This is a genomic window from Nocardia sp., assembly GCF_025465275.1.
GTDB lineage: Bacteria > Actinomycetota > Actinomycetes > Mycobacteriales > Mycobacteriaceae > Nocardia.
In genome coordinates this window covers 1-12,628 of the sequence record NZ_JAODNK010000138.1, presented here as the reverse complement: position 1 = coordinate 12,628, position 12,628 = coordinate 1, and the positions used below count along the sequence as shown (strand labels likewise).

The following is a 12,628-nucleotide window of genomic DNA, read 5'->3' as shown; positions in this document are numbered from 1 at the left end:
GTGTGGCTGTGTTCGTAAAGGCGACAACTGATCTCGTGAGGCCCGGGTAACTCCCGGGGCACCCCCGAAATCGTCTCGGCACCCAACCGCACCACGCGTCCCCAACAGCCAACGGCACCCAAGCCGTGCGCTAAAGGTCCGGGGAGGCGGAACAGTGGAGGCGGAACAGCACAGCTAGACCCGGATGTTCAGGCCGACCTTCTGGAACTCCTTGAGGTCCGAGTAGCCGGTCTTGGCCATCGCACGACGCAGGCCGCCAACGAGATTCAGCGAACCGAACGGGTCGTTGGACGGGCCCTCGAGCACCTGCGCGAGCGGGACGCGCTCCTCGTCGATGGCGTACGGCAGCAGCGCGCCGCGCGGGACCGACGGGTGCGCGGCGGCGGACGGCCAGTACCAGCCGGCGCCGGGGGCCTCCTGCGCCAGCGACAGCGGCACGCCCAGCATGACCGCGTCGGCGCCGCAGGCGATGGCCTTGGCGATATGACCGGAGGACAGCGTCTCGCCGTCGGCGATCACATGCACGTAGCGACCGCCGGTCTCGTCCAGGTAGTCGCGGCGGGCGGCCGCGGCATCGGCGATGGCGGTGGCCATGGGCAGGCGAATGCCGAGCACCTCATTGGTGGTCGTCGCACCCTGCATCGAGCCGTAGCCGACGATCACGCCGGCCGCACCGGTGCGCATGAGGTGCAACGCGGTGCGGTGATCGCTCACACCACCGGCCACCACGGGCACATCCAGTTCGGCGATGAAGGTCTTGAGGTTCAGCGGTTCACCGTCACCGACATGCTCGGCGGAGATGATGGTGCCGTGCACGACCAGCAGGTCGATCCCGGCCTGCACCAGACCCGGGGTGAGCGCCCGCGCATTCTGCGGGCTGACCCGCACCGCGGTGGTCACTCCGGCGGCCCGCACCTCGGCGACCGCGGCGGCAAGCAGCTCCGGCCGCATGGGCGCCGCGTGCAGCTCCTGCAGCAGCGCCACAGCGGCCTCGGTGCCCTCCTTCTCGGCAACCTCGGTCAGCTGCTGGATCTTGGCCTCGACATCCGCGTGCCGGGCCCACAGCCCCTCACCGTTGATGACGCCCAGCCCGCCGGCCTTACCGAGTTCGATGGCGAACCGCGGCGACACCAGCGCATCGGTCGGATGCGCCAGGAACGGAATCTCGAACCGGTAGGCATCGAGCTGCCAGGCCACGGACACCTGCTTGGACGAACGCGTCCGCCGGGACGGCACGATGTCGATATCGTCCAGTTCGTAGGTGCGCCGGGCGGTCCGGCCCATGCCGATCTCGACCATATCGCGCATGCGAAGTCCTCCTGTGTCTAATTTGCCTCCGCTTCGCTCCGGCGGATTCGTGGCCCTGGGAGTCTCATTCTTCCCTCCCTCCGCTCCTCCGCTTCGCTCCCCCGCTCCGCTCAGTCCAGAACGAGACGGGCCACGAATCTTGGGGGGCGAGGCGGGAAGCCGGGCGGAAGGCGGGGGTGGGGTGGGAATTGAGCGGGAAGTGAGTCAGGCTCGGGTTGTGTAGTTCGGAGCCTCGACGGTCATGGTGATGTCGTGCGGGTGCGACTCCTTCAGACCCGCCGCCGTGATCTGAACGAACTGCGCCGCCTGCAGATCCGGAATGGTCTGCGCGCCGGTGTAACCCATGGCCGCGCGGACACCACCGACCAGCTGGTGGATCACCTGGTCCAGCGGACCGCGGAACGGCACCCGGCCCTCGATGCCCTCGGGCACCAGCTTCTTCTCCGACAGCACATCGTCCTGGAAGTAGCGGTCCTTGGAGTACGACTTGGCCTCGCCGCGGCTCTGCATGGCGCCCAGCGAACCCATGCCGCGGTAGCTCTTGAACTGCTTGCCGCCCACCAGAATCAGCTCACCCGGCGATTCCGCGGTACCCGCCAGCAGCGAACCCAGCATGACGGTCGACGCGCCCGCGGCAATCGCCTTGGCGATATCACCGGAGTACTGCACGCCACCGTCGGCGATGACCGGCACACCGTGCGGCTTGCAGGCGGCGGTGGCCTCGAGAATGGCGGTGATCTGCGGCGCACCCACACCCGCGACCACGCGGGTGGTGCAGATGGAACCGGGACCGACACCGACCTTGACGGCATCCACGCCCGCCTCGACCAGCGCGAGGGCGCCGGCGCGGGTGGCGACATTGCCGCCGATGATCTGCACCCGGTCGCCGACCTCGGCCTTGACCTTGGCGACCATCTGCAGCACGCCGGCCTGATGCCCGTGCGCGGTATCCACGATCAGCACATCCACGCCGACATCGGCCAGGGTCATGGCCCGCGCCCACGCGTCCTCGCCGACACCGACCGCAGCGCCGACCAGCAGGCGGCCGTCGCGGTCCTTGGTGGCGTTCGGATACTGCTCGGTCTTGACGAAGTCCTTGACCGTAATAAGGCCGCGCAGCTTGCCGTTGCCGTCCACGATCGGCAGCTTCTCGATCTTGTGGCGGCGCAGCAGACCCAGCGCGGCGGGGGCGGTGACGCCCTCCTGCGCGGTGATCAGCGGCGCTTTGGTCATGATCTCGGCAACCGGGACGTTCTGATCGACCTCGAAGCGCATATCGCGGTTGGTGATGATGCCGACCAGCTGCCCCTGCTCATCCACCACCGGCAGCCCGGAGATGCGGTACCGGGCGCACATGGCGTCGACCTCGGCGAGGGTATCGGTCGGACGACAGGTCACCGGATCGGTCACCATGCCCGCCTCGGACCGCTTGACGGTCTCCGCCTGCGCGGCCTGTGCGGCCACCGACAGGTTGCGGTGCAGCACGCCCATACCGCCGGCCCGCGCCATCGCGATGGCCATCCGGGCCTCGGTGACGGTATCCATGGCGGAGCTCACCAGCGGCGTGCGCAGGGTGATCTCACGGGTCAGGAGACTGGAGGTATCGACGGCACTCGGGATCAGATCGGACGCGGCCGGAAGCAGCAGCACATCATCGAAGGTGAGGCCGAGCATCGCGACCTTGTTCGGATCATCGCCACCCGTACGAGGGCGGCCGGCGTTTCGTTCGCCCGTAACGGGACTGCTCATCGGATCGACCCCTCCTGGAGCTCGGCACAGTCCCCCGGTCCGGATTCCGGCGAGCGACTGGATGAATGACAAAGCCGGCGTTTGCTACCCGGCCTTTGGTCAACCATGGTATCGGTCGCTCAATTCCTGGCAGCAGCCACGCCCGGCCACAGCGATCGCCGGTCCGCGACACACGGATACCGAGGAATGCGACACACTGATGCCCGAGAATGCGAGGTGTGTGTTGTACCACCAGCGAAGTGGGGGCAAATACCTAACAGCGCTGGCGCAGACACCCTCTTTCTGCGTACCGTGGGACTGTGCGTGACCATCTACCACCTGGCTTGCCGCCGGATCCATTCGCCGGAGATCCCTCCGACCCGTCGGCCGCGCTCGATGCCATCGAGCCGGGGGAACCGTTGGATCCTCACGAGCGCCTAGCGGTCGAAGAGGATCTCGCCGACCTCGCGGTATATGAGGCATTGCTGGCCCACCGCGGTATCCGCGGTCTCGTGGTCAGCTGCGAGGACTGCCGACAGGACCACTACCACGACTGGGATATGTTGCGCGCCAACCTCCTCCAGCTATTGGTGGACGGTACGGTACGCCCCCATGAACCTGCCTACGACCCGACTCCCGAGGCGTACGTCACCTGGGACTACTGCCGTGGTTATGCCGACGCTTCCATGAACGAGGCATTGCACGGCGACGGGTTCGACGGGTTCGACGTCTAGAAACCGAAACCGGGCCCGCGTCCAACTTGGAACGCAGGCCCGGTTTTCGGTATGAAGAAGCCGACCATCTCGGTCGGCTGATTTTCTATGCCCGTGAACGAATCACCTGGGCGTTCCACCCAACGGAACCGACGGCACGGTCGGAATGATCGTGACCGGAGGTACCACCGGAGGGGCCGGTGACGGCTTTTCCACCGGCGGCTGCGTGACAGGCTGCTGACCACCCGCCGGTGCCGTACCGCCGCCCGCAGGCCCGCCCGGCTGGCTGGCCGGGGAGGTCTGCGGCGGAACGGTCACCGGAGGCTCCGTCACGTCCACCGAAGGCTGCACAGGTGGCACGGTGACCGGTGGCGTGACGCCCCCGCCGTTGTGCGGAGCCGTGGACGGCTCCGGTTCGGTGGGTGCGGCAAGACGCGGATCGACCGTCGTGCCACCACCGTGGGTATCCGGCGGCAGCGTCGGATTGACCGTGACGCTCGGATTGGCGGGATTCGGCACGACCGTGACCGGCGGCAGCGTGGTGATCGCCGGATTCGGCGTCGTGGTCGGAGCCAGCGACTGCGCAACCTCCGGAGCCACCTGCTTCAGCTGCGTCAGCAATACCTGCCAGCGGCCCTGCAGATCGTTCTTCTTGGTGTCGTCGTTGACCTGACTCGCATTCGCCGAGGCACTCTCCATCGCGGCCTTGGCCTGCTCCGGATGCCCATCACTGATGAGCTGCTGCGCCTGGACCAGAGCATCGTCGGCACGCGCCACCACCGTGGACTGCGCCTGCTCGCTGAACACAACTTCCTTGACCCGCCACAGCGGATCACCGGGATTTGCGTTGTAGGAGAAAGCAGACAGGCCGCCGATGATCAAGGCGAGGGCCGCCGCCGCGCCCAGGAGCGGGCGCACAAGCCTTAGTCGCCCGCTCGACTGGGCGCCGATCCGCGCGTCCCGGGCGCCGATCTCCTGATTGACCGCCGCGACAATGGTGTCCAGATCCGGTCCGGCCGGCATCGGCTCTGCCAGAATCTCCGCGCGCCAGTTCGCGAGTAGGGCCGCGAGCTGGTACTCCTCACCGGTTCCCGTTTGCACGGGCCCGTCGCCGGAGATGGCATCGATCAGCGCGTCGTCACGGCGCACTGCCGCAATGTCCACCGGTCCGGTGTCACCGGACGCCTCGGCGTAGGGACCGCTGTTCTGCGATCCAAGCCGCTTCCAGTCGCCCCGACCGCGCTCGCCATCCCTAGCCATACATTTCACCTGCCCTCGCCACTTGAGTCTTGAGTTTCGCGAGTGCCCGATGCTGGGCGACTCGTATAGCACCTGCCGTACTGCCCACGGCAACTGCGGTTTCTTCGGCTGACAAACCCATAACCAAGCGCAGGATCAGGATCTCGCGGTGCTTTTCCGGAAGCGTGGCCAGCAGACTGTTCATCTGCCGACTCGTTTCCGAATCGAGAGCTCGCTGTTCCGGCCCCTGGTCGGTGGATATGACATCCGGTACTTCGGCCATGGCATCCGCTTTGTTACGGGCGGCATTGCGATGAGCGTCGGCGACTTTGTGGGAGGCGATGCCGTACACGAAAGCCATGAACGGTCGGCCCTGATCCTGATAACGGGGCAGAGCTGTCATGACGGCCAGACAAACCTCCTGCGCGACATCGTCGGCGGAGAGCTGACCTCTTTCGGCCGACCCGATGCGCGCGCGGCAATACCGCACCACCAGTGGGCGGATGCTCTCCAGTACCTGGGCTAGAGCAGACCGATCGCCCTGCGCTGCGGCAGCGACGACAGCTGGGTCCAACTCCTCACCCGCGTTGTTCATCGTCAGAGCTGTTCCTGGCGTTACGAGTGGCACCACGGCTGGCGGCCGGTGCTTCCGCGGAGGGGCGGAACGGTCCCAACAATAGCGGCTGGCGCATTCAGGCCAGTCGTTACGGGGGTCAGTCTCGGGGACTACTCAGGGACATCCCGGGAACTACTCAGGGACGGCCGAGAAGGTCGGTGGCCGAACGCAATCGCCCTCCGCGAGCCTCCAGCAAACGTGCGCATTCGGCCGCCTCGGCGGCGCCGCCCGACTCCGGGTCCACCCCGGAGCGCAGCATGGCGCACGCCCAGCGCAGTGGCAGGAGTTCGAATTCCCGGCATTCCCTGACGGTTTCGGCGGCGAGGCGGCGGGACCGATCGAGGTCACCGGAGGCCGCGGCCGCGGCGGCGACCAGTAGCCGGGATTTGACCCGGTGGCGCTGCGAGGGCGAGTTCTCTGCCAGTGCGAGCGCCATTTCGGCATGCGCGAGGGCCGGGTCCGAGGTTCCGCTCGCGGCCTCCCCGGGGAGCGGATTCCGGCCATCCGGTTCCGGCGCGGCGATCAAACCGGCGCCCGGAGCCGACAGCGCCGTCTCAGCAGACACCCAGTGCAGGCGGATGCGCTGTCGCCACAGGGCAGAAGACTCGTCGCCGGCACTATCGAACTGTGCGCGGCAACGCTGTAGCAGCCGGGCAGCAAGCGCCGGGCGAGCGGTGCCGAGAGCGTCGGCGGCCAGGCCCGTCAATGCATCGCAAACCGCTTCGGCACGAGCAATATCCGACCTGAGGATGACCCCGGAGGCGGCGGAACCGCCCGCGCCGGCCCCCGGCGCGGGGGTCGCGGACAGGACGAGGGCAGCGGCGCGGCCGTCGGCCACGGCGGCGTGCGCATGCCAGCCGAGCTGGCGCAGCAGGGAGCCTCCGAGACTGTGAGTGAGCGAGCGCAGCACCGGATCGGTGGTCCCCGCGCGGGCGCGGCGGAGTTCGGTCCGGGCGGCGGCGTAGCGCCCGACACCGCCGAGTGCGACCGCGCGCAGCCAGCTCTCGGTCGAATCACCGGGTGTGGGCAATCCGGCAGCAGCGCGGCCGGGGGTGGCACCGAAAGCGGTATCGGCGAGTAGTGAGTTCACTTCGAGCACAGGCACTGTCGCACTGTAACCAGTGCCACCGGAGCCGACCGTGGCCGCCATATCACAGAAGCACAGCAACATTGCAGCATTCTCTACTGCGTTTATGTTTCCACTCCGTAAATCTGTGCTCGCTATCGCCTAGCACGCCCGTAAGGAATTCGTATGGCGTTTCGCGCTATTAACCTGTCGGCCTCGAATCGGCCATCTCTACCGTCATCGAGAGAGCCGGCGCAATGGCTGAGATCACGCTGATCGCGACTCCGACATAGCCGGGATTGCTCGCATTCGCGGACAAAAAGCGGCCCTCACCAGGTACTTCATCAACTCGCCTGACCTATCGTGCGCCGCGACGGCTCCTGGGCAACCGATCAGTATCACCACAGTCGCCCCACTTTGTAAACAGCAAAGATGTTAATTCTCTAATGCGCCGGTATTCGAATCCCAGAGGAACGAACTATTGACTCGAATTCATTGTCGGACCTAACGTACGACATCGCCGCCATCGGCGCCGTGTGAAATTGCGGCACCGATGGAGAGCGATCGCCGGGGCACCGGTGATGCCGCCTGACTGTTGCCACAAGCACCGCTCGACAATGCCGACGAGCTCGCACCAAGAGGAGTTCACCATGCCTATGCCAACCCACCTCCCTGGTCCGAATGCCGATGTCTGGGACTGGCAGATGCGCGGGTCCTGCCGGGGACAGGACTCTTCGGTGTTCTTCCATCCGGACGGCGAACGTGGCCGGGCTCGGGCCCAGCGCGAGATGCGCGCCAAGGAAGTCTGCCGGGCCTGCCCCGTCCTGCTGCAGTGCCGTTCACACGCCCTGAAGGTGAGTGAGCCGTACGGAATCTGGGGTGGAATGTCCGAGACCGAGCGTGAGATGCACGCCCGCCGTAACCGCCGCCGGGCGGTCGCATAGTCGTTTTTCTCCCGTACCCCTGTGACTGCTGCTTACCAGCGGTGCGGGCGAGGCGCACGGTGCCTTTTCCTCGGGCCACAAGGACGTTGGCGCTGACCACGGGTGGTGCGAGTTCAGGAAATTTCCCATCCGCGCGGCACGGCGCGCCGAATGCCTAGCAAACAACCGGCCACTGCTCCGGCGGGAATCGGTTCTCCACTGGCGAAGCTTCGGCGTTTCCCAAAAGCTCCGGCGTGTCACGGCGTGTCCCTCTTCAGGGCAGCTTTGGGCAAGTCGGTACAAAACGGAAAACCGCTGCGCGACAGTCGTTTTGCCGATACCCCCACCCGAAAGGAGGTTATAGCGGCAGGCTACCCTCGTGGCCGATGACACAGAACGGAGCGTTGTGACAGCGCGGCCGCCGGCCGCAGAGGGCGACTCCTCTGCGATGACGGCGCGCGCAGCCGAAAGCCTCGAGCTAGCTGCACTTCTCGGACGTTGCGGGGAGTCGGACGAGCGGGCATTCGCCGAGCTGTACGACCGCACCTGCGCGCGGGTGTTCGGGCTGGTGCTACGGGTGCTACACGATCCGGGGTACGCGGAGGAGACCACACAGGAGGTCTATCTCCAGATCTGGCGCACCGCAGCCAATTTCGATCCGGCCAAGGGCTCCGCCGTTACCTGGCTCATGACACTTGCCCATCGCCGCGCGGTCGATCGCGTGCGCGCCGAGCAAGCCCACGCACAGCGCGAAGTCGCTTACGGCACGAGCACACTCGGTAACGAATTCGATGAAGTCACCGAAGAAGTGGGACGACGGCTGGAACAGCAGGCGGTCCTGCAGGGTCTCGCGACCCTGACGGAGACGCAGCGGGAAGCCATCTCGCTCGCCTACTTCGGCGGACGGACATATGCCGAGGTCGCGGTATACCTCGGCGTAGGGTTACCTACCGTTAAGTCCCGTATTCGGGATGGACTGACACGACTCAAGAAAAGTTTGGGAGTGACGTGAGATGAACGAAAGCCAGATCGATCTCGCGCACACTGTCGCGCTGGGATCGATCGGCGACGAAGATCAGCGCGCAGTGCAGGAACTACTGGATACCGGTGACCCGGTGCTGCGCGTGGACTTCACCCAGGAAGTGCAGCACACCCGAGATGCTCTCGCCCAGTTCGCGACCGCGGCGGCCACCCCGCCGCCGCTCGCACTCCGCGACCGCATACTCGCCGCCGTAGCAGCAGACCAGGCGCCAGCAACCGCAGTACAGCACAACCGCACCGTGCTCTATCCCAGCAATGGGCACAGCCGCGCAGTCAACGACTGAGCAGGTAAACCCAGCTCCGCAATCTTGGGCACCCGCCCAGTCTGATCCATTTCGATGGGCGGGAAATCCAGTGTCACACCAGCTTTCATCGAGTACCCTTGACTCGTTCTCAGGCAGAGGCGAAAACCAAGCCGATGTCGCAGACAGCGAACACTGCTTTACAGGTCAACAGATTTCGACCGTGGATCGGTCGGCGTCCACGGCGAGTTGCGTCGGGACGGTAAAAATGCCCGATGGAAACCTTGTGAGACCCGTGCGTGAACGGGCGGAGGTATTGCCATGGGAAGACCGCATGCTTCGGCATGTCGGCCAACTCCGTTGGGGTAACTCATCGGATCAGGACACGGTTGTACACGTTTCCTGAACGGAAGGGGATTCATGGCGCTGCAGATATTGAGCGAGTTCGTCAAGGGACCTACCAGCACTGAAGAGATCGAATCCGTCACCTCCGGGCGCGGGTTGTTCCTGCCACCGGAGGCGGGCGGTGAGGTCTCGCAACTGCTGTCGGCGCTGGCACCTGCCGATCTGAATGCGGCCGTCGTGGAATTGCGCAACCTCATGCCGGGCGGGGATCTGTTCCACACGGCGGTGCTCGGCCTGCTGTGCGGCACGCTGGTCGAGAACGGCGCCGATCCTGGGGCCGCCATCGATACGACGCTGGAATTGCTGGTGCGGCAGCTGGACGCCCTCGCCGAACATCCCGACGAGGCGACCCGGGCCGCCACCCACCTGACCTTCCCCGCCGCCATGACCATGCTGTGCCGGTCCAAGGAGACCCGTAAGCGCTGGCGACTGCGCCCGGAGATGATGGCCCGCCTGGACGAGCTCGAAGAAGCGGGCCTGGTGCCGTTCTTCCTGCGCGAGGTCTTCACCCTCTACGACGATCTGGACCTGCTGATCCTCGATCAGCACAATCGCCGCGCCTACTCGTTCCGCCTGATCGGCGTCCGAAACCGCCTCTACCACTGCTACGCCCTGCTGCAGGACGCACTGCTCCGGCATTGCGGCCCCGGCTATCTGGACGCCGAACCGCTCGACCCGGCCAATGTGCGCTTTGCACGTAATGACGGGCTCACACCCGAGGAACGCAATCAGCACCTCATCGATTACCTGCGGTTCAATTTCACCTACCCGGGCTGGCTGTACATCCCCGGCACGGCCCCGATCGCCGACCTGCCAACGCTCGACGGCACCCCGTTCCTCCTGATCGAGCCGAAGCGCACCCACCTCAGCTGGAATCCGCCGAATATGTATCCCGTTGTGCACGAGGCCCTCCGAGCCTCCTGCGAACTGATCCGCGAATACGACCGGGCTGAAGCCGACGCGTTCCTGGCCCGCTGCGGCGCAGCCTGACCTGCCGCTCCGACCCCCACGCAATACCGCTTGGCCGGGCCCTGCGGCCTGTCGCGACCTGCCACAACACGGCCTCGCTGACCGCAGTGCAGCCCGACCATGCCCGTCAGTGGTTAGATACTGCCCGGTTCGCTTCGGCCTTGCCTGACATCCTTGCAGCGCAGCCTGATCCAGGTCACCGGCCTCGCGTTGGAGGATCGTGCCGCCCACCGAGGTGTCGCCGGCCTGGGACGATGCCGTTCGATCCGCCACTTCGAACGCGCGAGGCCCCGGACGGTTTCCCGTCCGGGGCCTCGTTCACCTGCTCAACAGTGTTGAGCCGTGGTCATACTCAGTGCGAGTGGCCGTGGTGGGCAGCAGCCGGCTCCTCGGCCGGCTTCTCCACAATGGCACTCTCGGTGGTGAGCACCATGCGCGCCACCGAGATCGCGTTCTCGACCGCGGAGCGGGTCACCTTCACCGGGTCGATGACACCGTCGGCAACCAGGTCGCCGTAGGTCAGGGTGGCCGCGTTGAAGCCGTCCTTGCCGTCGGTGACCTTGGAGACGACAACCGCGCCGTCGACGCCCGCATTGGCGGCGATCCAGAACAGCGGAGCCAGCAGCGCGAGCCGCACGACCTCGACGCCGGCCGCCTCATCGCCCGTGAGCGAATCGCGCAGGGCGACAAGGGTGGAAGCGGCCTGCACCAGGGCGGTGCCGCCGCCGGGGACGATGCCCTCGGCGACCGCGGCCTTGGCGGAGGAGACCGCATCCTCGACGCGGTACTTGCGCTCCTTGAGCTCGGTCTCGGTGGCCGCGCCGACCTTGATGACGGCGACGCCGCCGGCCAGCTTGGCCAGGCGCTCTTCCAGCTTCTCGCGGTCCCAGTCGGAGTCGGTGTTCTCGATCTCCTTGCGCAGCTGCGAAACCCGCGCCTGGATGGCTTCGGCGGTGCCGGCGCCTTCGACGATGGTGGTCTCGTCCTTGGTGACCACGACGCGACGGGCCTTGCCCAGCACCTCGAGGCCGGCCTCACGCAGGGTGATGCCCAGATCCGGGTTCACCACGGTGCCACCGGTGACGATGGCCAGGTCGTCCAGGAACGCCTTGCGACGGTCACCGAAGAACGGGGCCTTGACCGCAACGGCCTTGAGGGTCTTGCGAATCGCGTTGACGACCAGGGTGGACAGCGCCTCGCCCTCGACGTCCTCGGCGATGATCAGGACCGGCTTGCCCGACTCCGCGATCTTCTCCAGCAGCGGCAGCAGATCGGGCAGCGAGCTGATCTTCTCGCGGTTCAGCAGGATCCAGACGTCCTCGAGGACAGCCTGCTGCGTCTCCGGATCGGTGACGAAATACGGGGACTGGTAGCCCTTGTCGAACTGCACGCCCTCGGTGATGACCAGTTCGGTCTGGGTGCTGGAGGACTCTTCGATGGTCACCACGCCGTCCTTGCCGACGGTGGTGAGCGCCTTGCCGACCAGCGCGCCGATCTCCTCGTCGCGCGAGGAAACGGTGGCGACCTGAGCGATGGCCTTCTCGCCGTCGACCGGGGTGGCAGCGGCCTTCAGCGCAATGGTGACCTGGTCGGCGGCCTTGTTCATGCCCTTGCCGAGGGTCATCGGGTTCGCGCCGGCCGCAATGTTCTTCAGGCCGCCCTTGATGAGGGCCTGGGCGAGCACGGTGGCGGTGGTGGTGCCGTCACCCGCGACATCGTTGGTCTTGGTGGCGACGCTCTTGACGAGCTGTGCGCCGAGGTTCTCGAACGGGTCCTCGAGATCGATCTCGCGGGCGATGGTCACACCGTCGTTGGTGACGGTCGGGCCGCCGAACGACTTGGCCAGCACCACGTGCCGGCCGCGCGGGCCCAGGGTGACCTTGACGGCGTCGGCGAGCTTATCGACGCCACGCTCCAGTGCGCGACGAGCCTTCTCGTCGAACTCGATCTGCTTTGGCATGTATTACCTACTCCTGAAGTGAGTTTGGGGAGGGCGAACGCACTCCGCCCCGGGTCGAGGCTGTTAAGCGGCGACGCCGAGGCGGAGAGTCCGGGGTTTCGGGAGCGAAGCCCCTTCAAAGGCCCCGGAGAGTTGGTGCGTCCCTACTTGGTGACGACGGCCAGCAGATCGCGCGCCGACAGAATCAGGTACTCGCCACCGTTGTACTTGATCTCGGTGCCGCCGTACTTGCTGTAGATGACGACATCGCCCTCGTTGACGTCCAGCGGAATCCGCTTGGCGCCGTTCTCATCCCAGCGGCCGGGGCCGACGGCGATGACGGTGCCCTCCTGGGGCTTCTCCTTCGCCGTGTCGGGGATGACCAGGCCGGAGGCGGTCGTCGTCTCGGCCTCGTTGGCCTGGACGAGGATCTTGTCCT

General features: G+C 66.3%; 12 protein-coding genes. 5 read left to right on the top strand and 7 right to left on the bottom strand.

What is annotated here, in order from left to right; translation table 11 throughout:
- Positions 1-174: 174 nt before the first annotated feature.
- On the bottom strand, positions 175-1,308 hold the full coding sequence (locus JWN03_RS30260) for a GuaB3 family IMP dehydrogenase-related protein (protein ID WP_297622154.1): 1,134 nt from the start codon (positions 1,306-1,308) through the stop codon (positions 175-177).
- Positions 1,309-1,512: 204 nt separating this feature from the next.
- Positions 1,513-3,057, bottom strand: a complete 1,545-nt coding sequence (gene guaB, locus JWN03_RS30255; protein WP_297622152.1) for an IMP dehydrogenase — start codon at positions 3,055-3,057, stop codon at positions 1,513-1,515.
- Between the two features lie 299 nt (positions 3,058-3,356).
- Here guaB and JWN03_RS30250 point away from each other — a divergent pair, with 299 nt between their 5' ends.
- Positions 3,357-3,770: a DUF5319 domain-containing protein gene (locus JWN03_RS30250; protein ID WP_029923780.1), complete on the top strand. Its 414-nt coding sequence runs from the start codon at positions 3,357-3,359 to the stop codon at positions 3,768-3,770.
- 102 nt (positions 3,771-3,872) lie between these two features.
- Here JWN03_RS30250 and JWN03_RS30245 read toward each other — a convergent pair whose 3' ends face one another.
- The 3 genes from JWN03_RS30245 to JWN03_RS30235 all read right to left on the bottom strand — a co-directional run bounded on the left by JWN03_RS30245 (position 3,873) and on the right by JWN03_RS30235 (position 6,709).
- Positions 3,873-5,009, bottom strand: a complete 1,137-nt coding sequence (locus tag JWN03_RS30245; RefSeq protein WP_297622145.1) for an anti-sigma-D factor RsdA — start codon at positions 5,007-5,009, stop codon at positions 3,873-3,875.
- Positions 5,002-5,583, bottom strand: coding sequence for a sigma-70 family RNA polymerase sigma factor (locus tag JWN03_RS30240; protein WP_297622143.1), 582 nt, complete (start codon positions 5,581-5,583; stop codon positions 5,002-5,004). The genes JWN03_RS30245 and JWN03_RS30240 overlap by 8 nt, the downstream gene beginning before the upstream one ends.
- Positions 5,584-5,740: 157 nt before the next feature.
- A complete protein-coding gene (locus JWN03_RS30235; protein ID WP_297622141.1) occupies positions 5,741-6,709 on the bottom strand; it encodes a hypothetical protein in 969 nt (322 codons plus the stop codon).
- Between the two features lie 611 nt (positions 6,710-7,320).
- On the opposite strand from JWN03_RS30235, the gene JWN03_RS30230 reads away from it, so the two are divergent.
- The 4 genes from JWN03_RS30230 (at position 7,321) to JWN03_RS30215 (ending at position 10,271) form a co-directional block, all read left to right on the top strand.
- A complete protein-coding gene (locus tag JWN03_RS30230) occupies positions 7,321-7,614 on the top strand; it encodes a WhiB family transcriptional regulator (RefSeq protein WP_153805677.1) in 294 nt (97 codons plus the stop codon).
- A 427-nt stretch (positions 7,615-8,041) separates the two neighbouring features.
- A complete protein-coding gene (locus JWN03_RS30225) occupies positions 8,042-8,605 on the top strand; it encodes a sigma-70 family RNA polymerase sigma factor (protein ID WP_297622215.1) in 564 nt (187 codons plus the stop codon).
- A 1-nt stretch (position 8,606) separates the two neighbouring features.
- Positions 8,607-8,918, top strand: coding sequence for an RskA family anti-sigma factor (locus JWN03_RS30220; protein ID WP_297622138.1), 312 nt, complete (start codon positions 8,607-8,609; stop codon positions 8,916-8,918).
- Positions 8,919-9,296: 378 nt separating this feature from the next.
- Positions 9,297-10,271 (top strand): hypothetical protein, encoded by a 975-nt coding sequence (locus tag JWN03_RS30215; RefSeq protein WP_297622136.1) that lies wholly within the window; start codon positions 9,297-9,299, stop codon positions 10,269-10,271.
- Positions 10,272-10,602: 331 nt separating this feature from the next.
- Here the strand turns inward: JWN03_RS30215 and groL are convergent, their stop codons facing one another.
- Together groL and groES are read right to left on the bottom strand one after the other, a co-directional pair.
- On the bottom strand, positions 10,603-12,210 hold the full coding sequence (groL, locus tag JWN03_RS30210; protein WP_297622135.1) for a chaperonin GroEL: 1,608 nt from the start codon (positions 12,208-12,210) through the stop codon (positions 10,603-10,605).
- Positions 12,211-12,353: 143 nt separating this feature from the next.
- The coding region (gene groES, locus JWN03_RS30205; protein ID WP_297622133.1) for a co-chaperone GroES at positions 12,354-12,628 on the bottom strand (275 nt) is incomplete at its 5' end.

What these genes read in the sequence shown, in the direction of transcription:
- JWN03_RS30230 (WP_153805677.1), top strand. Translation starts at nt 7,321, where the DNA reads ATGCCTATGCCAACCCACCTCCCTGGTCCGAATGCCGATGTCTGGGAC.
- JWN03_RS30260 (WP_297622154.1), bottom strand. Translation starts at nt 1,308, where the DNA reads ATGCGCGATATGGTCGAGATCGGCATGGGCCGGACCGCCCGGCGCACC.
- JWN03_RS30215 (WP_297622136.1), top strand. Translation starts at nt 9,297, where the DNA reads ATGGCGCTGCAGATATTGAGCGAGTTCGTCAAGGGACCTACCAGCACT.
- guaB (WP_297622152.1), bottom strand. Translation starts at nt 3,057, where the DNA reads ATGAGCAGTCCCGTTACGGGCGAACGAAACGCCGGCCGCCCTCGTACG.
- JWN03_RS30245 (WP_297622145.1), bottom strand. Translation starts at nt 5,009, where the DNA reads ATGGCTAGGGATGGCGAGCGCGGTCGGGGCGACTGGAAGCGGCTTGGA.
- groL (WP_297622135.1), bottom strand. Translation starts at nt 12,210, where the DNA reads ATGCCAAAGCAGATCGAGTTCGACGAGAAGGCTCGTCGCGCACTGGAG.
- JWN03_RS30220 (WP_297622138.1), top strand. Translation starts at nt 8,607, where the DNA reads ATGAACGAAAGCCAGATCGATCTCGCGCACACTGTCGCGCTGGGATCG.
- JWN03_RS30240 (WP_297622143.1), bottom strand. Translation starts at nt 5,583, where the DNA reads ATGAACAACGCGGGTGAGGAGTTGGACCCAGCTGTCGTCGCTGCCGCA.
- JWN03_RS30225 (WP_297622215.1), top strand. Translation starts at nt 8,042, where the DNA reads ATGACGGCGCGCGCAGCCGAAAGCCTCGAGCTAGCTGCACTTCTCGGA.